20 protein-coding genes are annotated in these 22,977 nt (G+C 73.9%); 14 read left to right on the forward strand and 6 right to left on the reverse strand.

Annotation, left to right across the window (positions count from 1 at the left end):
* Positions 1 to 39: 39 nt before the first annotated feature.
* The 5 genes from IE257_RS07105 (at position 40) to IE257_RS07125 (ending at position 5,669) form a co-directional block, all read left to right on the forward strand.
* On the forward strand, positions 40 to 1,398 hold the full coding sequence (locus tag IE257_RS07105; protein WP_189965761.1) for a sensor histidine kinase: 1,359 nt from the start codon (positions 40 to 42) through the stop codon (positions 1,396 to 1,398).
* A complete protein-coding gene (locus IE257_RS07110; protein ID WP_189965763.1) occupies positions 1,395 to 2,075 on the forward strand; it encodes a response regulator in 681 nt (226 codons plus the stop codon). Before IE257_RS07105 ends, IE257_RS07110 begins: the two co-directional genes overlap by 4 nt.
* 271 nt (positions 2,076 to 2,346) lie before the next feature.
* The gene (locus IE257_RS07115) at positions 2,347 to 3,267 is read left to right on the forward strand and encodes a CDP-diacylglycerol diphosphatase (protein WP_229920174.1); all 921 of its coding nucleotides are present in this window, start codon (positions 2,347 to 2,349) and stop codon (positions 3,265 to 3,267) included.
* Between the two features lie 117 nt (positions 3,268 to 3,384).
* Positions 3,385 to 4,428, forward strand: coding sequence for an alpha/beta hydrolase (locus tag IE257_RS07120; RefSeq protein ID WP_189965765.1), 1,044 nt, complete (start codon positions 3,385 to 3,387; stop codon positions 4,426 to 4,428).
* An 8-nt stretch (positions 4,429 to 4,436) separates the two neighbouring features.
* A complete protein-coding gene (locus IE257_RS07125; RefSeq protein ID WP_189965767.1) occupies positions 4,437 to 5,669 on the forward strand; it encodes an acyltransferase family protein in 1,233 nt (410 codons plus the stop codon).
* A 77-nt stretch (positions 5,670 to 5,746) separates the two neighbouring features.
* Here the strand turns inward: IE257_RS07125 and IE257_RS07130 are convergent, their stop codons facing one another.
* Complete coding sequence (locus IE257_RS07130; RefSeq protein WP_030384867.1) at positions 5,747 to 6,169, reverse strand: DUF350 domain-containing protein; 423 nt, start codon at positions 6,167 to 6,169, stop codon at positions 5,747 to 5,749.
* A gap of 95 nt (positions 6,170 to 6,264) precedes the next feature.
* Between IE257_RS07130 and IE257_RS07135 the strand changes: the two genes are divergently transcribed.
* Positions 6,265 to 8,067, forward strand: a complete 1,803-nt coding sequence (locus IE257_RS07135; RefSeq protein ID WP_189965769.1) for a GNAT family N-acetyltransferase — start codon at positions 6,265 to 6,267, stop codon at positions 8,065 to 8,067.
* A gap of 125 nt (positions 8,068 to 8,192) precedes the next feature.
* Here the strand turns inward: IE257_RS07135 and IE257_RS07140 are convergent, their stop codons facing one another.
* Entirely contained in the window at positions 8,193 to 10,292 is a 2,100-nt protein-coding gene (locus IE257_RS07140; protein ID WP_189965771.1) for an AMP-binding protein, read from the reverse strand.
* 140 nt (positions 10,293 to 10,432) lie between these two features.
* Between IE257_RS07140 and IE257_RS07145 the strand changes: the two genes are divergently transcribed.
* From IE257_RS07145 to IE257_RS07160, 4 genes are all read left to right on the forward strand, one after another.
* A complete protein-coding gene (locus IE257_RS07145) occupies positions 10,433 to 12,322 on the forward strand; it encodes an ABC transporter ATP-binding protein (RefSeq protein ID WP_189965773.1) in 1,890 nt (629 codons plus the stop codon).
* 7 nt (positions 12,323 to 12,329) lie between these two features.
* A complete protein-coding gene (locus IE257_RS07150; RefSeq protein WP_189965775.1) occupies positions 12,330 to 12,713 on the forward strand; it encodes a VOC family protein in 384 nt (127 codons plus the stop codon).
* 192 nt (positions 12,714 to 12,905) lie between these two features.
* Complete coding sequence (locus IE257_RS07155; protein WP_229920175.1) at positions 12,906 to 14,276, forward strand: (2,3-dihydroxybenzoyl)adenylate synthase; 1,371 nt, start codon at positions 12,906 to 12,908, stop codon at positions 14,274 to 14,276.
* Positions 14,277 to 14,305: 29 nt separating this feature from the next.
* Positions 14,306 to 14,836 carry an HIT family protein gene (locus tag IE257_RS07160; RefSeq protein WP_229920176.1) on the forward strand — a complete coding sequence of 177 codons (531 nt, stop codon included), beginning with the start codon at positions 14,306 to 14,308 and terminating at the stop codon, positions 14,834 to 14,836.
* Positions 14,837 to 14,838: 2 nt separating this feature from the next.
* Here the strand turns inward: IE257_RS07160 and IE257_RS07165 are convergent, their stop codons facing one another.
* A complete protein-coding gene (locus IE257_RS07165) occupies positions 14,839 to 15,186 on the reverse strand; it encodes a hypothetical protein (RefSeq protein WP_189965777.1) in 348 nt (115 codons plus the stop codon).
* Positions 15,187 to 15,323: 137 nt separating this feature from the next.
* Between IE257_RS07165 and IE257_RS07170 the strand changes: the two genes are divergently transcribed.
* Both IE257_RS07170 and IE257_RS07175 read left to right on the forward strand, forming a co-directional pair.
* A complete protein-coding gene (locus tag IE257_RS07170) occupies positions 15,324 to 16,208 on the forward strand; it encodes a sigma-70 family RNA polymerase sigma factor (protein WP_189965779.1) in 885 nt (294 codons plus the stop codon).
* Positions 16,209 to 16,338: 130 nt separating this feature from the next.
* Entirely contained in the window at positions 16,339 to 17,691 is a 1,353-nt protein-coding gene (locus IE257_RS07175; RefSeq protein WP_189965781.1) for a hypothetical protein, read from the forward strand.
* On the opposite strand, the gene IE257_RS07180 is transcribed toward IE257_RS07175, so the two are convergent.
* On the reverse strand, positions 17,573 to 18,289 hold the full coding sequence (locus IE257_RS07180; RefSeq protein ID WP_189965784.1) for a FadR/GntR family transcriptional regulator: 717 nt from the start codon (positions 18,287 to 18,289) through the stop codon (positions 17,573 to 17,575). The genes IE257_RS07175 and IE257_RS07180 overlap by 119 nt on opposite strands.
* Positions 18,290 to 18,420: 131 nt before the next feature.
* On the opposite strand from IE257_RS07180, the gene IE257_RS07185 reads away from it, so the two are divergent.
* Entirely contained in the window at positions 18,421 to 18,942 is a 522-nt protein-coding gene (locus IE257_RS07185) for a gluconokinase (RefSeq protein ID WP_189965786.1), read from the forward strand.
* 12 nt (positions 18,943 to 18,954) lie between these two features.
* Complete coding sequence (locus IE257_RS07190) at positions 18,955 to 20,352, forward strand: GntT/GntP/DsdX family permease (protein WP_189965789.1); 1,398 nt, start codon at positions 18,955 to 18,957, stop codon at positions 20,350 to 20,352.
* Here the strand turns inward: IE257_RS07190 and IE257_RS07195 are convergent.
* Together IE257_RS07195 and IE257_RS07200 are read right to left on the reverse strand one after the other, a co-directional pair.
* Positions 20,338 to 21,327 carry a hypothetical protein gene (locus IE257_RS07195; RefSeq protein ID WP_189965790.1) on the reverse strand — a complete coding sequence of 330 codons (990 nt, stop codon included), beginning with the start codon at positions 21,325 to 21,327 and terminating at the stop codon, positions 20,338 to 20,340. The two genes, IE257_RS07190 and IE257_RS07195, sit on opposite strands and share 15 nt — an antisense overlap.
* A 92-nt stretch (positions 21,328 to 21,419) precedes the next feature.
* Positions 21,420 to 22,910 (reverse strand): cytochrome P450, encoded by a 1,491-nt coding sequence (locus IE257_RS07200; RefSeq protein ID WP_189965800.1) that lies wholly within the window; start codon positions 22,908 to 22,910, stop codon positions 21,420 to 21,422.
* Positions 22,911 to 22,977: the final 67 nt, after the last annotated feature.

The following is a 22,977-nucleotide window of genomic DNA, read 5'->3' on the forward strand; positions in this document are numbered from 1 at the left end:
CCCCTCTCCCGGCCCGGCGGCGCATAGGCTGGTGCGATCATGAGCGACAGAGCCCGCACCCGGCTGAGCGGCCGGACCCGCGACCGCATCCGTACCTCCTCGGCGGCCGGGTCCCGCGTGCCCGGCGCGCTGGCACAACTCGCCGTGCTGCTGCGCACGCCCGCCGGGGCGGCGCAGCCCCTGTTCGCGCAGTCGCCCAAGCGGTGGCAGCGGGCGCTGCCGTTCGTCGTCGTCGGCGTCTTCGTCGTCACCCTGATGCCGGTGACGATCACGGTGCTGGCCAACGACTACGGGGTGGGCGGCGGCTGGGCGGGCGCGCTGGGTGTGGCGCAGACCGTGCCGCTGCTCCTCGCGGTGACCCGGCCGTGGCCCGCCTGGGGCGCCGTCCTGACCGCCGACACCGTCGCCGCGGTGCTGCTGATCGGTTCCGACAAGGTGGCCGGGCAGTCCTGGCCGTGGCCGCCGATGACCATCGTCGGCTACCTGGTGCTGATGGCCTGCCTGGGACTGCGCGAGTCCGTCCGGCCGCTGGTCGGCGTGTGGCTGGTGACCGGCGCCGTCGGTACCGTGCTGGGCTTCTCCTCGCCCGCGGGCGTGACGAACACCACCGCCCTGCTCTTCGTGCTCAGCGGGGTCCTGCTGGTGCTGACGGGCGCGCTGCGCGGGCTCGGCGACGCGCAGCAGCGGGTCGCCGAGCAGGAGAGCATCAGTGAGGCCGAGCGGGCCCGGCGGACCCTGCTGGAGGAACGGGCCCGGATCGCGCGCGAGTTGCACGACGTGGTGGCCCACCACATGTCGGTGATCACCGTGCAGGCCGATTCGGCGCCCTACCGGGTGCCGGGGATGTCGGAGCCGGTACGGGAGGAGTTCGCAGCCATCGCGGCCAGCGCGCGGGAGTCGCTGGGCGAGATGCGGCGGCTGTTGACCGTGCTGCGGGGCGACGGGGCAGGCGGGGCGAACGGCGTCGACGGCGAGCGGGCCCCGCAGCCGGGGATCGACCGGCTCCAGCAGCTGGTGGAGGCGACCGTACGGGCCGGGCAGCCGGTGGAGCTGTCACTGGCGGCCGGCGCGGCCGGGGCGGCGCCCCCGGCGGTGGACCTGTCGGCGTACCGGATCGTGCAGGAGGCCCTGGCCAATGTGGTGCGGCACGCGCCGGGCGCGCCCACCCGGGTCTCGGTGACGGTGGACGACGACGAGGTCCTCGTGCTCGTGGTCAACGGCCCGGCCCGGGATGCCGTGGTGGAGCTGGAGAGTTCGGGTACGGGCCACGGTCTGGTGGGCATGCGGGAGCGCGTACGGTTGACCGGCGGGACGCTCGACACCGGTCCGCTGCCCGACGGCGGCTTTCGGGTCGCCGCCCGGCTGCCGTTGAACGACCTGACCGAGGAACCCAGTTGACCATCCGCGTGATCATCGTCGACGACCAGGCCATGGTGCGGGCCGGCTTCGCCGCGCTGCTGTCGGCGCAGGCCGACATCGACGTGGTGGGCGAGGCCCCCGACGGGCGGCAGGGGGTGCAGGTGTCCCGCTCCACGCACCCCGACGTGGTGCTGATGGACGTGCGGATGCCGGAGATGGACGGACTGACGGCCGCCCGCGAGATCCTCGACCCCCCGCCCGGGGTGGTGCACCGGCCGAAGGTGCTGATGCTGACCACCTTCGACATCGACGACTACGTGTACGAGGCGCTGCGCGCGGGGGCTTCCGGTTTCCTCCTCAAGGACGCCCCGCCGGCCGATCTGATCGCGGCGGTCCGGATCGTCGCCTCGGGCGAGGCCCTGTTGGCGCCCTCGGTGACGCGGCGGCTGATCGCGGACTTCGTGCAGCAGCGGCCGGCGCCGCGCAAGGATCCCGCGCTGCGGCTGAAGGGGCTCACGCCGCGCGAGACCGAGGTGCTGGAGCTCATCGCGCGGGGGCTGTCGAACCAGGAGATCGCGGGGCACCTGGTGCTGGCGGAGCAGACGGTGAAGACGCACATCGGTCGGGTGCTGGCCAAGCTCGACCTGCGGGACCGGGCTCAGGCCGTGATCTTCGCGTACGAGGCGGGGCTGGTGCGGCCGGGCGACTCCGCCTGACGCGCCGGGCACCGTCGGCCCCTGCGCCAACCGAGGTGCGGCGAGCGCCCGCGGCCGCATCCCTGCCGGCAGGACACGCGCGACGGGCTCGGCGTACGTGCCCGCCTTCCGGGGTAATAGCGCGCTCTGTTGCATTTCCTTGCCGGGAAAAGAGCGGACCACCGCCTAATTTGTGAGCGGATCAGCGAGGGCCCGACCGGCCGGGACCGCCGCCCCTCGCCCGGCTCAGCACAGCGACGAAGCAGCGGTCGTCGACCATCGGAGCTCACGGATGAATGCCATCGACAGGACCAGCGACATGCCCCGGCGTCAGTTCGTGGCACTCTCGGGGGCCCTGGGCGCGGGGGCGCTGCTGACCGGGGCGGGCGGCAGCGCGTCCGCGGCGACCGGTCCGGACCCCGTCCCCGGAAAGCCGTCGTGCTGCCCCTGTCCCACGGATCCGATTCCGCCCGGGGGACCGAACCCGTGCCCTCCCGCCCAGATGCAGTCCCTGTGCGGCCTGCCCTCGGACACCGACCCGTTGTGGCAGGAGGTGCAGTACTGCACTCAGGGGATCGTCCCGCCGGGCGGGCAGCCGCCGGACTGTCTCAAGACGACCCCCAACTACGTGGTGCTGCACGGCAGGCCGCCGTCCCCGCAGCACTTCCTGCTCCTGCCGAGTTGCCGGATCACGGGCATCGAGTGCCCCTTCCTCGTGTCGCCCAATGTCGCGAACTACTGGCACGAGGCGTGGGAGACCGGCCGGAGCGGGGGTGACGTCCCCGTGGCATCCCCCAACATCGGTCTGGGAATCAACTCGCAGAGCGCCCGGCGCTACCAGCAGCTGCACATCCACATGGCCGGCGTCAGGCCGAGCACGCAGCTGCGGCTGCAAGCCCTGGAAGCCGCCGGACGCGTCGCTCCTCAGCCGTCGCGATGGGCGGACCCGCAGTACCAGGCGCTCATCACCGGAGCGGACGGATCGGGCGACCGCACGTACCGGGTCCTCAGACTGGACGCGCTCACGCAGAACCTCTTCGTCCTGCTGAACCAGAACGTGGTGAGACCGCTGGGGCTCGCCATGGCGGGCCAGACCCTCATCGTCGTCCCGAAGATGACGGCGATGGGATTCGCCCGGTCCTTCTACGTCCTCAACAGCGACAGTTCGCTCCCCAGCGGGACGAACACCTGCGACCATCTGCTCGTCTACTGACGGGCTTCTCCTCCACCCCCTACCGGGGTATGACATCCGACTTGGCTCCCCGGTCCGACGTCCCGGCCGATACCCCCTACCTACCTTCCTCCTCGTCACGAGGAGAGGAGAAGGGGCATGCGCCGCTTCGGAAGGACGCTGGTCACCGCCGCGCTCGCGGTGGCCGTCGTCGGAGGGAGTGCCGGCTGGGCCTCCGGCAACAGTCAGGCGGCGGTCACCGGGCCGCCACCGGGCACCGCCGCCTGGCGGGCCGACACGGTGGCCGGCCGGTCGCTTCCCGATCCCGCGACCGCGACGCCGCACGAGGTGGCCGCGTTCTTCGCCGGGCTGGACGACACCGCGCGCCGGGAACTCGTACGGTCCCACCCGCTGGTGGTGGGCAATCTGGAGGGGGCTCCGCTCCCCCTGCGGTACGAGGCCAACCGGATCGCCGTAACCGGCACGGGTGAGGCGCGGTACGCCTCCCTCGCCGCGCCGGACCGGCAGATCCTGGCCTTCGACCCGCGTGGCCGGGGCCAGGTGGCCGAGGTGTTCGGGGACCTGGAGCACGAGCAGCACGTCTCGGTGATCGTGCCGGGTTCCGACAACGACGCGGCCACCCACGACGCCCGGCGCAAGCCCGCCACCGGACCGGCCGGGATGGCCAGGGCGCTGCGCGGAGCCACCGGCGGGTCCACCGCCGTCGTCGCCTGGGTCGGCTACACCACCCCGGTCGGCGTCGGCCTGGACGCGGCCGACGGACGCCTCGCCCGGGTCGGCGCGTCCCGGCTCGCCCGCTTCACCGCGGGTCTCGACGCCGTGGGCGCACCCGACCCGGTGCTGTTCTGCCACAGCTACGGCTCGGTGGTGTGCGGGCTCGCCGCCCGGCACACCGACGCCACCGACATCGTGGCCCTCGGCTCCCCCGGGATGCGCGCCGACACCGCGGCGGCCCTGCACACCGGCGCCCGCGTCTGGGCGGCCCGTGGCCCCTCCGACTGGATAGCCGACGTCCCGAACGTCGAGTTCGCCGGGATCGGCCACGGCGCCGACCCGACCTCCGCGGCCTTCGGTGCCCGCCAAATACCCGCCGCCGACGTCCAGGGCCACACCGGCTACTTCACGCCCGGCACCCAGTCCCTGGCCGCCTTCGCCGCGATCGCGAAGGGGACGGCCCGATGAACGGCCCGATGAGCGCTTCCGCCACGGCCCTGGCCCCGCTCCGCAAGGCCACCGCCCGCATCGACCGGCAGACCCCCGCCCACCGCGACCGGGCGATCGACGGTCTGCGCGCCCTGGCGCTGCTGGCCGTGCCCACCGGCCACTGGCTGCTCGGCGGCTTCACCCTCGACGCCGAGGGCGGTCTGCACAACGCCAGTCCGCTGGCGGCCCTCGGCGGACTGGCACCGGCCAGCTGGGTGCTCCAGATGCTCGGCATCTTCTTCCTCGTCGGCGGCCACGCCTCGGCGCTCTCCTTCGGGCGCCGCACCGGGTCGACGCGTGCCTGGCTGAAGGGCCGCGTCGTGCGGCTGGGACGGCCGGTGCTGGGGGTGACCGCGGTCTGGGCGCTGGCCGCGCCCGTGCTGTACGCGGCCGGGGTGCCGGAGGCGACGCTGCGGACCGGGGCGACGCTGGTGATCCAACCGCTGTGGTTCGTCGGGGTGTACGTGGTGGTCACCGCGCTGACCCCGTACTGCGTGCGGGCGGCGCGGCGCCTCGGTGGCTGGTCCGCCGCGCCGCTGCTCGCCGCGGTCGCCGTCGTGGACTTCCTGCGTTACGGGCCGCTCGCCGACTCCGTACCCTCCTGGGTCTCCCTGGTGAACATCCTGCCGGGCTGGCTGTTCGCCTACCAGCTCGGCGTCTCCTGGGGCGAGCGGCGGATCGGGCGGCGCGGGGCCTGGCTGCTGCTGGCCGGGGGGACGCTGCTGTTCGCGGCGCTGCTGGCGGTCTTCCACTATCCGGCGTCGATGGTGGGCGTGCCGGGTGCGGCACGGACCAACTCGCACCCGCCGTCGCTCCTCGTACTGGCCCTGGCCTCGGCGCAGTCGGGTGCGGCGATCCTGCTGCGCGACCGGCTGGCGAAGCTGCTGGCCCGGCCCGCCCTGTGGGCTCCGGTGGTCATGATCAACCTGTCCGCCATGACGATCCTGTGCTGGCACCAGACGGCCATGCTGGCCGCGGCCGTACCCGGCTCGTTCGTGGGTGAACTGGCCGGGCTGACGACGGCGCCGGACGGCGCGGACTGGATCGCGGCGCGGCTGGCCTGGATGCCGGTGTTCGCGGCGCTGTTCGTGGGGATCGCCCGGTACGCCCGACGGTTCGAGGGCCCGCCGCGCGAGGGACGCCGGGCGAGAGCGCTGCGCCGGGCCGTGGCCGGACTGCTGGCTGCGGGGTTCGCGGTGTTCGCGTTGGGCCTGGCCTGAGGGGGCGGTGACCGAATACGGCGAGAGCGCCGCTCCCTCGGGGGAGCGGCGCTCTCGTCACGTACGGGTGCTCCGCGTCAGGCGATCGAAGCGGCGACGATCGCGGCCACGGCGAGGTTGCAGGCGGCCGAGACCCAGACCGCCGGGTGGGGCTGCGGGTCCACGACGATGGCGCCGAGCTTGCCCGGGGTCACCAGGTCGAGGACGAGGAAGGCCACCGCCATCAGGATCAGGCCGAGCACGCCGAACGCCGCCGTGGACAGCAGGCCCTTGCCGAAGTCCGAGTACGTCGTCCAGATCGAGGTGAAGACGATGCCGCCGATGCCGAGGAGCGCGGAGCTGAGGAAGAGGGCCGCATTGCGGTTGCGCTCCTCCCAGATCTGCTTGGGAAGCTTCCCGGGCGTCAGCACGTCCACGAGGACGATGCCGAGGATCAGCAGGACCAGGCCGAGGGCGCCGTAGGCGCTCGTGCGGCCAAGTCCGTTGATGATGTCGCTCATTGAGAAGCCTGTCTCCGCGTGGGTGGGAAAGTATGTGCCGTGGGAAGGCCGAATCTATCGCACGGCCTCGACGCGGACCATGGGGAGGTCAGCAGATGGTAAAGGTCAGGGCAGCGCGACCGGCCGAGGCGCAGGACCTGACCGGGCTGGTGATGCGGTCGAAGGCCCACTGGGGGTACGACGCCGACTTCCTGGCCGGGTGCGCGGAGGAACTGCGGATCCGCGCCCACGACGTCCCGGCCCGCCGCATCGTCGTGGCCGAAACCGAGCGGGGAGAGGTGCTCGGGGTCGCCTCCCTGGAAGGGCCTCCCCCGCTGGCGGTCCTCGGGCTGCTCTTCGTGGAGCCGTCGGCGATCGGGCGGGGCGTGGGCCGCGTGCTGTACCGGGACGTGCTGCGACGGGCCGCGGAACTGGGGGTGCGCCGGCTGGTGATCGACTCCGATCCGCACGCGACCGGGTTCTACCGGGCGATGGGAGCGGTCGCGACCGCGCCGGTCGGACCGGGCGCCGGCACCGGCCCCGGCGGCGGGTCGGCCCTGGTCCGGTTCGAGGTGGCGCCCGCCCCGCTCGCCGACTGGGCGCGGGCCTGGACCGGCGGCGGGCGGGCCGTGCACCTGGGCAACGTCGGCGAGTTCAACGCGCAGTTCGCCGACGCCACCCTGGACCGTGAGCAGCGGCCCGCGCATCACTACGCCTGTCTGGCCGCGTTCTACAGCCCGTACCCGGCCGCGCTGGTGCTGCCGCGAGCGGTACCGCGGGGCTGGACCGAGCTGGTCTGCGTCCAGCTGGGCTGGACCGGCGTCAAGGTGTACGACGGCCTGCTGGACGGGGATCCCGGCCTGTCCGATGCCGTACGGGCCCGGCCGGCGCTGGCCGCGCTGCTGACCGGGGCCGGGCTTCCCCTCGTACCGTGGGGGCGCACCCGGCCGTTCGGGCGGCTGACGGACCGGCCGTGGCGGGTCGGGGAGCTGCGCTACGAGTCGAAGTCCGCGGCGCACGGGCTCTTCGGGCGGATCCTGGCGGACGGCGGGCATCCGGAAGTCGTGCTCCCCCGGCAGTGGCGGGCCGACGGGCGGTGGACGGCGGCGCGCATGCTGGCGGCGCGGACCCGGGCGGGTGAGAGCACGGTCGTGAAGTCGGAGCACGGTGTCGGGGGTTCGGGCACCACGGTGCTCACCCCGGCGCGGGTCCGCGCGGCGGGCGGGGCGCGGGCCGTGCTGCGACGGTTGCCGCGCGGGCCGCTGCTGCTGGAGGAGTACGTCGGCAGCCCGTCCGACGGCGGCGTGGAGACAGCCGGAAGCCGGGGCCCGCGGGACCTCACGTACGACGGCTTCGTCGACGAGGCGGGGAACGTGCACGAGGTGGGCGGGGCGGTGATGGATGTGACGGACGGCTGCTACCGGGGCGCCACGGTGGGGCCCGGGGTGGTGCCCGAGTGGGCGGGCAAGCCCCTTCTCGCCTTCGGTGCGGCGGTGGGCCGGGAGCTGGCGGATTCCGGCTACCGGGGCTGGTTCGACGTGGACTTCGTAGCCGACGGGCAGGGACGGCTCGCTCCGACCGAGACGAACCTGCGGCTGACCGGGCCGTCGATCGCCTTCATGGTGGCGGCCCGGCTCGACGTGCTGCGGGGCGCGGGTCACCTCGTACGGATCGCCGACCGGGTGGAGCTGGGGGCGCGGCTGCCCGAGGCTCAGCTGGACGAGTTGTGCGCGGCCCTGGTGCGGGGTTGCGCGGAGCTCGGGGCGGTGTTCGTCCCGGCGATCCCGACCGGGGCCTTCGAACCGGCCCCCTGGATGGGCGTGCTGGTGGCCGCGCGCAGCAGGGAGGTGCTGGACGCGGCCGAGGTGCTGGTGCGGGCCGAGGCACTGGCCGTCGGGGCGATGTTCGGCCCGCCGTAGCCGGCCTGCGCGACCGGCCGGCCCGCGCGACCGACGGGCCCGCGCGACCGACGGGCGCGCGTGACCGACGGGCGCGCGTGACCGTGCGGCGCTCCGGTCGGCGGTCGGATCAGCCCGCAGTCGGGTCAGTCGTCGAGGGGGTCGTGGAAGTCGAAGGGATCGGCGGGCCTGGCGACGACGTAGGCCGCTGCGATGGCGCCCGCGATCATCAGCGGGACGTTGAAGGTGTAGACGAGCGCGGCCTGCTGCGGCCAGTCCTGCTTGGCTGCCAGCCGGTAGAGATTGTCCTGCGGCCACCAGGCCAACAGCAGGTAGGACACGGCCAGATGGGCGGCCACGGTCAGGGAGGGGCTGCGGCGCTGGCGCCGCATCCGGGCGCGTCCGCCGAACAGGAAGACCACGCCGATGCCGAAGGCGAGGCACTCGAACAGGTAGAGGACGGAGAACAGGAACGCCCAGGGCTGCGGCACTCCCGTGAGGTCGGTGGATCCGGGCCACAGGAGGTTGGTGATGATCAGCGCGACGAAGCCCAGGGCTCCCCCGCAGCCCGCCGTACAGGAAGCCGGCATCTCCCCCTGACTCGGGGCGGACCCGTACTTGCCGGACTTGCTGCCGGCGCGCCGCACCGCCACCGCGGGCAGGATGGGCAGGGGCAGGGCGTCCCGGTCCTCGCGGCCCGCCGGGGTACGGGGCAGGGCGCGCAGGCGGATCACGTTCCGCGGGCACTCCTCCCTGAGCACCTTGCCCGCCAGGTGGTCGCGCAGTTCCTCGATGTCCGGCAGCAGCACCCCGCCGGGCCACCTCGGCCCGCCCGGCGGCGGGGCCACGTACGCGACGAGCCGCCGCGGGCCGCGGGGGCCGTCGACCGCCTTGACGATGGCGGCGCCGATGCCCGCGTGGCCGCGGATGGCGGACTCGATCGGGTACGGGTCGACCTGGCGGCCGTCGGGCAGCGCGATGCGGTCCCGGATCCGGCCGCCGAACTCCAGCAGCCCGTCCTCGCGCAGCACACCGAGGTCGCCGGTGGGTACGGCATCGCCGCCGTCCGGCGGGGTGAGGCGGATCTCGCCGCCGCGCACCTCGACGCGGCAGCCGGGGAAGGGGGTGCCGAGCAGGGAGACCTCTTCCGGGTCATCCAACGGGTGCGGCAGCTGGGACAGTTCGAACCAGGTGCCGACACCGGCGCAGTCGGCGGGGCCGTAGACGTTGAGCACGCGCGCGCCGGGGCGCAGTCCCATCTGCAGGTTCGCCTGCTCGTCGAGGTAGAGCCGGTCGCCCGAGACCGCGAGCAGCCGCAGCGAACGACAGGCGGGGTCCGAACCGCGGTGGCCGGGCGGGCCGGCGGCCGCCGGTTGCGCGTCCTCGATCAGCAGCCGGGTCGCGCCGGCCGGGTCGGTGTGCAGAACGGTGACGCGGTCGGTCTCGACCGCCGCGCGGATGTCCTCGGGCTTCCAGGGGGACCGCGGGGACAGCACGAGGGCGCCGCCCGAGCACAGGGCGCGGGTCCAGCCCGCGGCGAAGGCCGTCACGTCCGGTCCGGCCGTGATCAGGTGCCGGTCCTGCGGGGTCGGCCGGGCCACTTCCGCCCAGCTCTCGTGGGCGGCGAGGAGCAGGCCGTGGCCGACGGGGACCGTGCGGGGCTCGGTCGACCCGGTGAAGAGCAGGGCCGCGGTGCGGCCGGGCGGGACATACCCGGGAAGCCGGTCGGACGGCCGGTCGGAGGGCCGGTCGGACGGCTGGTCGGACGGCCGGTCGGAGGCGGGGCCGAACGGCGCTTCGGCGGCGCGGGGCCCGGCGATCGCGGCCTCCTCGTCGAGGCGGATCACACGCAGGCCGCTGCCGTTGTCGAGGGCGGCCCGGTGGGCGGTGTCGGTGAGCAGAACGACCGGTTCGGCGGCGGTGAGTTGCCGCCGCCCGGCGCGCGGGTTCGCGACGTCGATGACCGCGTAGGCTCCGCCGGCCTTGAGGACGGCGAGGAGGGCGACGACCAGTTCGCTCTGCCGGGCGGTGCCGACGGCGACGAGCCCGCCGGGCGGCAGGTCGCTACCGAGCAGACGATGCGCCAACCGGTCGGCGCGCGCGTCCAGTTCCCCATAGGTCAGGCTGTCCGGGCCGGCGATGAGAGCGCGGGCACCGGGGGTGTCGCGGGCCCACTGCTCGAATCGGTGCAGGACGGTGTCGGTGGTGGGCTTGCCGAAGCGTACGGACTCGGATCCCTGCGTCATAAACCGATGATGCCACCGGTCACCGACAACGGGCGGAGGTCACGAACATCCGCCCTTCCGAGGAGAGTTGCCACCTGCACGGGCGGTCCCGAACAAAAGAACTTGACCTCGACTTTGGTTGAGGTCCTAGCGTTTCGGCCATGGACATGGAAGTCACCGCCTGGATGTCGCTCCACAGCGCGATCAACGCCGAACAGGACCGCCGCCCGTTCTCCCGGGCCGGCCTGCGCCGCGTCGCCGCCTTCGCCCGCCCGCACCGTCGCGGGCTCACCCTCTTCCTTCTGCTGAGCGTGGTGACCGCGCTGCTCGCGGTGGCCACACCGGTGCTCGCCAGCCGGGTCGTCACCGCCATCGTCGACGGCCGCGACAGCGCCGCCGTCACCCGGCTGGCGCTGCTCATCGCACTGATCGCGGTCGCGGAGGCCGGGCTCGGACTGCTGACCCGCAAGCTCTCCGCCACCCTCGGCGAGGGGCTGATCCTGGATCTGCGGACCGCGGTCTTCGACCACGTGCAGCGGATGCCGGTCGCCTTCTTCACCCGGACCCGGACCGGGGCCCTGGTCAGCCGGCTCAACAACGATGTGATCGGCGCCCAGCGGGCCTTCAGCAACACCCTGTCGGGCGTGGTCGCCAACACCGTCACCCTGGTGCTGACCCTCGTCGTGATGCTCAGCATCTCCTGGCAGATCACCCTGCTGGCGCTGGTGCTGCTGCCGGTGTTCGTGCTGCCGGCCCGCCGGATGGGAGTGCGGATGGCCGCGATGCAACGCGAGGCCGCCGCGCTGAACTCGGCGATGAGCACCCAGATGACCGAGCGGTTCTCGGCTCCCGGCGCGACGCTGGTCAAGCTCTTCGGGCGGCCCGCCGACGAGTCCGCCGAATTCGCGGCCCGGGCGGCGCGGGTGCGGGACATCGGTATTCGTACGGCGATGGCCCAGTCGGTCTTCATCACGGCCCTCACCCTGGTCTCCGCGCTGGCCCTCGCGCTCGTCTACGGGCTCGGCGGGTTCTACGCCCTTCGCGGTTCCCTGGACGCGGGCGCCGTGGTCGCCCTCGCCCTGCTCCTGACCCGGCTGTACGCCCCGCTGACCGCGCTCGCCGGGGCCCGCGTCGAGGTGATGAGTGCGCTGGTGAGCTTCGAGCGGGTCTTCGAGATCCTCGACCTGAAGCCGCTCATCGCGCAGAAGCCGGACGCCCGCCGGGTCCCGCAGGGGCCGGTGGCCGTGGAGTTCGACCGCGTCTCCTTCGGCTACCCGGCCGCCGACAAGGTCTCGCTCGCCTCCCTGGAGGAGGTCGCGACCCTCGATGCCCGGGGCGGTACGCAGGTCCTGCACGAGGTGTCCTTCCGGGCCGAGCCGGGCCAGATGATCGCCCTGGTCGGCTCCTCCGGCGCCGGCAAGTCGACCATCGCACAGCTGCTGCCGCGGCTGTACGACGCCGACGCGGGAGCGGTCCGCCTCGGCGGGATCGACGTACGGGACCTCACGGCCGACTCGATCCGCGAGACGCTCGGCATGGTCACCCAGGACGGGCACCTCTTCCACGAGTCGGTACGGGCCAACCTGCTGCTGGCCCGCCCGGATGCCGCCGAGGAGGAGATCTGGGAGGCCCTGCGGCGCTCGCGGCTGGACGGGCTCGTCGCCTCGCTGCCGGACGGGCTGGACACGGTGGTCGGGGAGCGCGGTTACCGGCTGTCGGGCGGGGAGCGGCAGCGGCTGACCATCGCCCGACTGCTGCTGGCCCGGCAGCGGGTGGTGATCCTCGACGAAGCCACCGCGCACCTGGACTCGACTTCGGAGGCCGCGGTGCAGGAGGCGCTCGGCGAGGCCCTGGCGGGCCGGACCGCGGTGGTGATCGCGCACCGGCTGTCGACCGTACAGGCGGCGGACCTGATCCTCGTGGTCGAGGACGGCCGGATCGTGGAACGGGGCACGCACACCGAGCTGCTGGCGGCGGGCGGGCGGTACGAGGAGCTGTACCGCACGCAGTTCGCGGTGTCGGACGGCGAGGCACCGGTGTCGGGAGCATGATGCTGTGATGGACATCAAACTGGAACTCGTCGCCGTCCCCGTCACCGACATCGACCGCGCCAAGGCGTTCTACGAGAAGCTCGGCTTCAACGCCGACCACGACGTCACCGTCAGCGAGGACATCCGCTTCGTCCAGCTGACCCCGCCGGGCTCGGCGTGCTCGATCGCCATCGGCAAGGGGCTGACCCGGATGACCCCGGGGTCGCTGGACAACATGCAGGTCGTCGTCACCGACATCGAGGAGGCGTACGAGGACCTGCGCGGCCGCGGGGTGGAGGTGACGGAGATCCAGGACCTGCCGTGGGGCTCCTTCGTCTACTTCTCCGACCCCGACGGCAACGGCTGGGCGGTCCAGCAGACCACCCCGCGCAAGACGCCGGACGCTCCCTGATCCCTGACAGGCTCTCCGGCCCGAGCCGAGCCGGGGCGGTCCGGCGGATTCCGCCGGACCGCCCCGGCGGTCGTCTTGGACTTTCCACCGAGGGCGTGGCGCGTCCATGGTCCGGAACGCGCATTGCGTGGTGGCGTGTTGAGGGCTTGGCTTGCCGAGGTCAACACGGCGAGACCGGTCCCGAGGAAGCGAATGACACCCATGCTCGACGGCTGTACGCCCTGGCCCGAGGCGTTCGTCGACCGCTACTGGGCGGCCGGCCACTGGCGCGGCAACACGCTGGACAACCTGCTCCGCGGCTGGGCCCAGCGCCACGGGCCGCGGGCCGCGCTCGTGCACGGCGGCACCCGCATCACGTACGCGAACCTGAACCGGCGGGTGGACCGGATGGCCGCGGGGTTCCGGCTGCGCGGCCTGCGGCCCGGGCAGCGGGTCGTCGTCCAGCTGCCGAACGTGCCCGAGTTCGTCATCACCGTCTTCGCGCTGATGCGCAGTGGCGCGGTCCCCGTGCTCTGCCCGGTGACGCACCGGGCGGAGCAGGTGTCCCACCTCGTGCGGGTCAGCCAGGCCGTCGGCCACGTCGGGCCCGCTGCCCACCGGGGTTTCGACCTCACGGCGATGGCGGCGGACATCGCGGCCCGGGGGCCGTTCCTGCGGCGCGTGTTCACGCTGGAGGCGCCGGGTGAAGCGTCCCCGTACGGTGGGTTCACGATCGACGCGGCGGGCTGTCACTACTACCCCTTGGCGTCCGTCGACTCCCCGCCCGAGCGGCCGCTCGCGCAGAGCGCCGATCACGTGGCGTTCTTCCTGCTCGGCGGCAATGCGGGCGCGGAGCCCGCCCTCGTACCGCGCACCCACAACGACTACGCCTACCAGGTGCGGGCCGCCGCAGAGCTGGTGTCGCTCACCGAGAACGACGTGTACCTGGCCGCGCTGCCCGCCGAGTCCAACTTCGCCCTCGGCTGCCCCGGCATCGTCGGTACCCTCTCGGTCGGCGGCACCGTGGTCCTCGTCGAGGACACGGAACCGGCCGTATGCCTGCCCGTCGTCGAACGGGAGCGGGTCACCGTCACGTCGCTGCCGCCCGCCGCCGCACAGCTCTGGCTCGACGCCGCAGCCACGGGTCGGGCCGCCGCCGACCTGAGCAGTCTGCGTCTCGTACAGATCGGCGGCGCCCCGCTGCCACGGGCGACCGCCGCACGCGTGGGCCCCGGGCTGGGATGCCGGCTGCAGCAGGTGGCCGGCCGGGCCGAGGGGCTGCTCACCCTCACCCGGCCCGCCGACCCCGATACGGTCGCGCTCACCACTCAGGGCCGCCCGCTCTCGCCCGAGGACGAGATCCGGGTGGTCGACGCGGATGGCAGGGACGTGCCCGACGGGGAGCCCGGCGAACTCCTCGCCCGCGGTCCAGGCACCCCGCGCGGCTACTACCGGGCGCCCGAGCGCAATGCGCGCTCCTTCACCACCGACGGGTACTTCCGCACGGGCGACCTCGCACGGCGCACCCCGGACGGCAACGTGGTGGTGACCGGCCGCCTCCGGGACGTCCCGTTCGGCGTGTGAGGGCGGGGGGCCGGTGAAAGGATGCGTCGATGCCGACACCGATGCCGATGGACCGCGAACCCATGGATCTCGGCGCGTACGTCGAACGGACGCGCAGCGGGCCGTGCTTCGTCTGCGCCTTCCTCGCCGGACACCCCGACTACGCGCACGAGACCGTCTTCGCGGACGAGCACCACGTGGCCTTCCTCGACCGCTGGCCGACGCTCCCCGGAAAGGTGCTGGTGGCCCCCAGGGCGCACATCGAGCATGCCGTCCGCGATCTGGACGCGGCGGCCTACACCCGGCTGATGCTCGTCGTCCGGGAGGTCGCCCTCGCGGTCGAGGACGTCCTGGACTGCGAGCGGACCTACCTGTACTCGCTCGGGAGCCGGCAGGGGAACGCCCACCTGCACTGGCACATCGCGGCGCTGCCGCCCGGGGTTCCGTACGAGCAGCAGCAGTTCCACGCCCTGATGACCGAGAACGGCGTCCTGTCGCCGTCGCCCGAGGAGCAGGCCGGCATGGCGGGGCTCCTGCGCGCGGCCGTAACCGCGCGCGGAGTCCTCGAACCGCCTCGGTGAGCTCAGGCTTCCGCGGCCGCGTGGTGGTGGTCGAGCTCCCACGCGTGGTGCTTGAACTCGTGGCGGAAGTCCGCGTGGTCCTCCCACTGGCGGGCGATTCCGCGCAGCACGTCCCAGTTGTGCTCCACCGACTGGTCGATGACGCGGCGCATGGCCGGCTCGGCGGATTCCCGCTTCTCGATGAGGCCCTTGATGGCCGAGGCCTCGAGGACGGAGTTGCGCAGTGCGCGCAGTGCGCGGGAGGCGTCGTCCATGGCGAAGCCGTGTTCGCTGCCCGTCGCCTCGTCGAACAGCGGGGTGAGCCGCGCCTCGATGAATGCGGTGATCCGCTCGAAGTGCTGCACGTCCATCGGGGGCTCCCTCTCCTGCCGGACCCATCACGTGGACCCGGCGTCTCCACTCGCTTCTGCTGTGCAGGGGCCCATTATCCAGCAGCCCCGTGATCTGTTTTGATGATCCACCGTGGGCAATCGACAAGGGGGGATCCATGCAGGGGAACGCGTGGCTGACGGAGCGTTTCGAAGAGCACCGCTCTCATCTGCGAGCGGTGTCCTACCGCATGCTCGGTTCCCTCGCCGAGGCCGATGACGCGGTTCAGGAGACCTGGCTGCGCCTGAGCCGGTCCGACGTCAGCGAGGTGGAGAACCTCGGCGGATGGCTGACGACCGTCGTGTCGCGCGTGTGCCTGAACATGCTCCGCTCGCGCGACTCCCGGCGCGAGGACTCGATGGCCGCGTACCCCGCCGCCCCCGTCGGCAGCCGCGAGGACACGGTCGACCCCGAGCAGGAGGCCGTGCTGGCCGACTCGGTCGGGCTCGCGCTGCTCGTGGTGCTCGACCGGCTCGCGCCCGCCGAACGGCTCGCGTTCGTACTCCACGATCTGTTCGCCGTGCCCTTCGACGAGATCGCCCCGCTGGTCGACAAGACCCCGGCGGCGACCCGTCAGCTCGCGAGCCGCGCCCGCCGCAGGGTCAAGGGGGCGCCGCTGGTGCCCGAGGCCGACCTGACCCGACGGCGCCACGTGGTGGAGGCCTTCCTCGCCGCGACCCGCGGCGGCAACTTCGACGCGCTCGTCGCCCTGCTCCACCCCGATGTGGTGCTCCGTGCCGACAAGGCCGTCGTCCCCACTCCCGCCCCGATCCTGTTGCGCGGCGCCGTCACCGTCGCCACGAGTGCGATGGCCGCCGTGCAGCGGGCGCGGGCCACGACGCCGGCCCTGGTCGACGGGACGGTCGGCCTGGCCATGGCACGGCTGGGACGGCTGTTCCTGGTCCTCGGTTTCACGATCGAGGACGGCCTGATCACGGAAATCGACCTCGTGGCGGAACCGGAGCGTCTCGGCTCGCTCGAACTCGCCGTGCTCGACGCCTGACATCCGGCTCCGGTGCCGACTCCGGTACCCGGCATCCGGCATCCGGCATCCGACGGACCGAAGCGGCCGTAGCGATTCCGTGCCGCGGCCGCCCCTTCTGGCCGCGGCACGGGGCTCGGATACTGGCGCCGTGACCGACTGCGTCAAGCACCTGCCCACAGCGGCGATACCGGAGGGCCCGGTCGCGGTGTGGGGTGTCGAGAGCACAGGGCGCTGGCTCCGGGCCGGCGTCCCGGCGGTGTTCTCGCCCGTCGCCGGCAGCCGGCTCCTCGTCGGCCCGGTCGTCGCCTCGATCCTGTTGACGGTCCGGCAGGGCGAGGAGGGGCGGACCTTCGCGACCACCGTCCTGCTGGCCGCACTGCCGTTCTGGTTCCGCTATCTGCCGGTGCCCGCCCTGCTCGCCGCGCTCGCCCTCGCGGCCGAGGCCGCCCGCACCCTCTCCGGCGCCCCCGGCACGGCGGGCACGGCCGGTCACGGCCTGGTCATCGCCCACGCCGCGTGGGCGTCCACCGGGGTGCTGCTCCGCCTGCACGCCCGCCGCCGCCAGCGCGAACCGGCCCTCGCCGCAGCCGGATCCGCCCGTTTCCCGCTGCCCGCCACGCTTCCGGCCGGGCACCTGCGCCGCGGACTGCCGGGCATCCTGCTCGGCTCCGTGTGCTGCCTCGCGGCCGCCCCGGCCCTCATCCGCCCCTACGGTCCCTTCGACGGGCGGTTGCTCGACGCGGCCCTGCTGGCCGCCGGTACCACGCTGCTCGGCCGCGGCCTGGCGTCGGGCCGGGCGGCGCGCCGCCTGCGGGCACGGCCGCAGCCCGCGCTCCTGGTCGGCGTACGGGCCGCCGCGTCAGGGCACAACTGGGTGTACCCGGACGCCGTCTCCACCGCCGGTCCGCCCCTGATCTCCCACTTCCCACGGGTCCGGCACACCGTCACGGGGCAGCGGGTGCTGCTCGGCGGCTCCGAACGGACCCTGCGCACGACCCACCACGACGTCGACCCGGGCCGGGAGCCCTTCCAGGCCGTCCTGTACGGACCCGTGTACGAGGGGGCCGAGGTCGTCCTGGAGAGCGCCGCATACGAGCAGGGCGTCCGCCTCGTCCCGCGGGTCACGGCCGCCCCGCTGCTCCCCCGCCGGCGCCACGGGCTCAGCGAGTGGAAGCCGGCGGGCGGCTCGTACCGGGAGGCCGTACGGGAGCAGGCGCGCCGGGACGAGGAGCGCAGGCGCGAACGGGCGCGGGAACGGAGGAGTCGCGCGGCTCCGGCTCCTCCTCCGGGGGCGGCTGCGGAGGGGGATGCGGCGGCGGGTGCGGCGGCTGCGGGTGCGGCTGACCGGCCGACCGGTGCCCCCGGACCGGCGGTAGGGACCCTCAGGGAGCGAGCACGTCCAGTTCCTCCAGCGCGCCCACCGCGATCCGGCGGGTCAGTGCCTCGGCGCGCTCCGCGTCGCCCTCACGTACCGCCTCGGCCACCTGGACGTGCAGGGTGACGGCTGCGGGGTCGGGATCGTGGAACATCACCGCGTGTTCGGTGCGGCCCGTCAGGACCTCGGCGACGACGTCGCCGAGGCGGGCGAACATCTCGTTCCCGGAGGCGTTCAGCACGACGCGGTGGAAGGCGATGTCGTGCTGCAGATAGCCCTCCAGCTGGTGGCCGCGCGAGGTGCGGACCATGCCGAGGGCCGCCTCGGTCAGTTCGGCGCACTGCTGCGGCGTGGCCAGCCTCGCGGCGAGTCCCGCCGCGACCGGTTCGATCGCGGAGCGCAGCACGGTGAGGGAACGCAGCTGCCGGGGGCGGTCGGTGCCGGCCAGCCGCCAGCGGATCACCCGCGGGTCGTAGACGTTCCACTCGTCCGTGGGCCGCACCGTGACGCCGACCCGGCGGCGGGACTCGACGAGGTGCATCGACTCCAGGACGCGGACGACCTCCCGTACGACGGTGCGGGAGGCGTCGAAACGTTCGGCGATCTCGTCCGTGCGCAGGACGCTGCCGGGGAGGTACTCCCCCGCCGTGATCGCGAGTCCGAGGGTGTCCAGCACGTGGGTGTGGAGCCCCTGCCCCTGTCCAGGACTGCCTTCGGTGGTCATGGCGTAAGCGTACGGTGACGCCTCCACCCACAAAAGATGTGACGTTTCCGACCCGATACTTGAATACGTAGTACTTAATGCGCTTCAGTGATGCCACACGAAACGATGTCGACGAGGACAGCGAGGTAGGCGTGAGCACCCAGCGCGTCATTGTGGTGATGGGCGTGGCCGGTACCGGCAAGACGACCGTGGGTCGGCTGCTCGCCGCGGCCCTCGGCGTTCCGTACGCGGAGGGCGATGCCTTCCACCCGGCGGCCAACGTCGCCAAGATGTCGGCCGGCACCCCGCTGGACGATTCCGACCGCGGGCCGTGGCTGGACGCCATCGGCGAGTGGATCCGCAACAGCGGCGAGCTGCGCGGGGGCGTCATCGCCGCCTCGGCCCTCAAGCGCGCCTATCGTGACCGGCTGCGCGCCGCGGCCCCGGGGGTCGTCTTCGTCCACCTCACCGGCGAGCGCGGGCTGATCGAGAAGCGCATGGCGGACCGCAGGGGCCATTTCATGCCCACCACCCTGCTGGATTCGCAGTTCGCCACGCTGGAGCCGCTCCAGGAGGACGAACCCGGCGTCGTCGTCGACGTGTCCGGAAGCTTCGAGGACGTCACCGAGCGGGCCCTGGCCGCGCTGCGCGGACTCCGCATACACGAGAACTGAGGGAACGTCACCGTGACCGGTCTCAGCGTCGAGACTTTGGCAGCGGCCGCCACCGGACCGATCACCTCGGCCGGCAACACCCGGCTCGGGATAGCCGTCCTGGCGGGCATAGCCGTCATCGTCCTGCTCATCACCCGCCTCAAGCTGCACGCCTTCCTGGCCCTGACGGTCGGGTCACTGGCCCTCGGGGTCTTCGCGGGCGCGCCGCTCGCCAAGACGATCGCCAGTTTCACCGCGGGACTCGGCGCCACGGTCGCGGGCGTCGGTGTACTGATCGCGCTCGGCGCGATCCTCGGCAAGCTGCTGGCCGACTCGGGCGGGGCGGACGAGATCGTGGACACGATCCTCGCCCGGGCCAAGGGCCGGGCCATGCCGTGGGCGATGGTGGTCATCGCCTCGGTGATCGGGCTGCCGCTCTTCTTCGAGGTCGGCATCGTGCTGCTGATCCCGGTGGTCCTGCTGGTGGCCAAGCGGGGGAACTACTCCCTGATGCGGATCGGCATCCCGGCGCTGGCCGGACTGTCGGTGATGCACGGGCTGGTCCCGCCGCACCCCGGACCGCTCGTCGCCATCGACGCGCTCGACGCCGACCTGGGGGTCACCCTCGGGCTCGGTGTGCTCGTGGCGCTCCCGACCGTGGTCATCGCCGGGCCGCTCTTCTCCCGGTACGCGGCGCGGTGGGTGGACATCCCGGCGCCGGAGCACATGATCGCGCCGCGCCCCTCGGCGGAGCCGGCGCACCGACCCCGGTTCGGGGCCACGGTGTTCACCGTGCTGCTGCCGGTGGCCCTGATGCTCCTCAAGGCCCTGGTCGACATCGTGGTCGACGACCCCACCGATCCGGTGCAGCGCGTGACCGATGTCGCGGGCTCCCCGATGATCGCGCTCCTCACCGCGGTGCTGGTGGGCATGGTCACCCTGGGCCGGGCGGCCGGCTTCACCCGGGCGCGCATCTCGACCACGGTGGAGAAGTCCCTGGCCCCGATCGCGGGCATCCTGCTGATCGTGGGCGCGGGCGGCGGTTTCAAGCAGACGCTGATCGACGTGGGTGTGGGTCGGATGATCCTGGACGTGTCGAAGGACTGGGCCGTTCCGACCCTGTTGCTGGCCTGGCTGATCGCCGTGGCGATCCGCCTGGCCACCGGCTCGGCGACGGTGGCCACCATCTCGGCGGCCGGGCTCGTCGCCCCGCTCGCGGCGGACATGTCCACCACCGGGACCGCGCTGCTGGTCCTGGCCATCGGCTCCGGCTCCCTGTTCTTCAGCCACGTCAGCGACGCCGGCTTCTGGCTGGTCAAGGAGTACTTCGGGATGACCGTCGGTCAGACCCTGAAGACCTGGTCGGTGATGGAGACCATCATCTCGGTGGTCGGCCTGGGCTTCGTCCTGCTGCTGTCACTCGTCCTGTAGCCGGCCTGGCCCCCGGCCCTTCCCCCGGCCCTTCGCCCGGCCCTGCAACTGGGCGGCGGCCAGGGCGAAGCCGCCCGCGGCGGTCGCGCAGCGGGTCGCGAGCCTGGCGACCTCGGCGCGCAGGGCCTCGGCCTCCGGGCCGTGCCACTCCGGCGCCGCGGACACCCCGTGCAGCCGGAACGCATGGGTGCGCAGCGCCGCGGCGCGGCCGCTCAGACCGCCGTCCGGCGGTCGGGGCGCCGGACGCGTGGGGACCTGGGTGACGCGGCGGCGGGCCGTGCGGCCGGCGGGCGCGGGCCCCGTCGGGGGCCGTTCGGGCAGGCCCGGGCCGCGGTCGCAGAAGGCCCAGAAGGCGGCGCCGAGCCCGAGGACGGGTTCGGCGGTCTCGGCCCGGCCGGTGGCGACCTGCCAGCCGGCGTGATCGTTGAAGGGGTTGGCGTCGGTCAGTGCGTTCCAGGCGAGGATGTCGGCGAAGGACGGGGCCAGCAGGGAGAAGGCGTGCTCGGCGCCCCGCTCGCGCATGATGGCGCGGAACAGCCGCACGGCCTCCGCCTGGCGGCCCGCTCCGACGGCGCCGAGGACGGCGGCCGCGCCGGGATCGTCGAGGAGCTCGGGGCGGCCCGCACTCGCGGCCCTGATCCGGGCCTTCAGTCCGCAGACGGCGATGCTGATGGCGAGGCTCTCCCGGCCCGCGAGGATCCCGGCGAGCCGGCCGACCCGGGCGACGCCCCGGCCGCGCGGTGCCCAGCCGAGGCCCGCCGGGTCGGTGAGTGTCCGCACCAGGGTGCGCCAGCCGAGCCTGGTCCGGCCGCCCCGGGCGAGGGCGGCCGCGGGCAACCGGGCACCGAAGGCCAGGCCGGAGGCGTAGCGGGCGGCCTCGCCGACCGCGTCGGCGGCCTCGGCGAGTGAGCGGCACGGGGCGTCGAGCAGGTCGATGTCCGCGGCGGTGGACGCGGAGGTCACGGCGTCGGGCATGTCATCCTCGTGGGGGTCGGCAGAGGTTCGGGGCGGTCGGGTCCGGCAGCACCGGACGGGCAACGGCAAGGGGTCCGGTCCGACGTCCTTCGTCAGCGGCGGGTGAGGGTGAGCCGGATCCCGTGCGGGTCGAGCGTCGCGGGCAGCGGTCCCACCGGGTCCAGCACCGGACGGGTGCCCGCGATACGGCGGCTCCGCAGCACTTCGGCGCAGAGCGTGGCCGTCATCATCAGACCGAGCTGGTCGCCCGGGCAGCGGCCGCCGCCGTGGCTGAAGGGCGCCATCCGCAGGTCCTGGTCCGCGCCCGGGTTCTTCCACCGGCCGGGCACGAACACGTGCGCGGCCGGAACCCGTTCGGGGTCGCGCTGGTGGAACGCGGCGGGCAGCAGCACCGAAGTGCCGGCCGGGTAGCGCACTCCCCGCCATTCGGTCTCGGCGCGGGTGACGCGGATCAGGTCGGGCACCACCGGGTACAGCCGCAGGGACTCCCGGACGCAGGCCCGCAGCCGGGGCAGCAGGCCCCGGTCCGCACCGGCGGCGACCGCCGCGACCGCCTCGGCCGCGGCCAGGTCCTGCTCCGCGGGGTGCGCCCCGAGCAGGAGCAGGGTGCGCAGCAGGGTCTCCGGGACGGCGTCCATGGCCAGCAGCCAGTGCTGGGCCCGGCCGACGGGGTCGAGGCTGCCGGTGGGGTCGGCGTGGTGGGCGGCCCGGCCGGCCAGGGTGTCCGCGTCGGCGTGGGCGGCGTACTCCTCGATGCGGGCACGGGCCCTGTCCTGGACGGAGCGGACGGACCGGGATGCGCGGACCCGGCCGCCGCGCGGGCTGCCGCCTTCGGCGCGCAGCTGGGTGAGCCATCCGGTGAGCTCCTCGTCACCGGTGGCCGCGTCGCCGAGCACGATCCGCCGGGCGGCCCGGTGCACGGCGTACCGGGCGCGGGCGAGGTCGAGGGCCGGGGCGTCGGCCAGGTGCCGGGCCTCCTCGGCGAGGGCCGCCAGGAAGGGCCCGCTGGAGGGGTGCACGGGCAGGCCCGCGGCCAGCACCTCGGCGCTGGCCTGCCGCTGCTCCGCACGGAGTTCGCCGCGCGAGCAGCCGGAGTCGGCGCTCTCCTCGGGGATCGCGCCCCGGCACTTGCCCGGCGGGGCGGCGGCGAGGACGCTGACGGGTTCGGCGTAGAACCGGCGCAGGTCCTGCGGGTCGAGGAGCACGAGCACGGTCCGCCCGGATCTGGTCCGTACGAGGGCGGGCGCGTCCCCGCGGCGGGCGCGCAGGGCACGCAGCGCGGCGGCGGAGGCACGCACCTCGCCGGGGCGTGGCCGGGCGAGACCGCGCAGGAGGTCGCCGAGGCCGGCGAGGGTGGCGCGGCCGGTGCTTCCGGGGGCGGAGGCGGCGTACCGGAACGACGGCCTCACGAAGGTCCGCCGGTCGGGGCCCGACGCGCCGGGCTCCGGCAGGGCGGGTCCGCGGTCCGCGAACGGTGCCGCACCGCGGGGTGACCGACCGACCCGCTCGGGACGCCGCCGGGCGGCGAGGGCCCTCACCCGGGCTCGGAGCCCGTCGAGGGCGGCCCCTTGGACCGTACGCATCCGTGTACCTCCGCGGCGGGAGCGACAACGCTCGGCGACAACGGCATCACCGTACGTCCCACCTGCG

It is taken from the genome of Streptomyces avidinii, from assembly GCF_014650695.1.
In the GTDB taxonomy this organism is placed as follows: Bacteria; Actinomycetota; Actinomycetes; order Streptomycetales; family Streptomycetaceae; genus Streptomyces; species Streptomyces avidinii.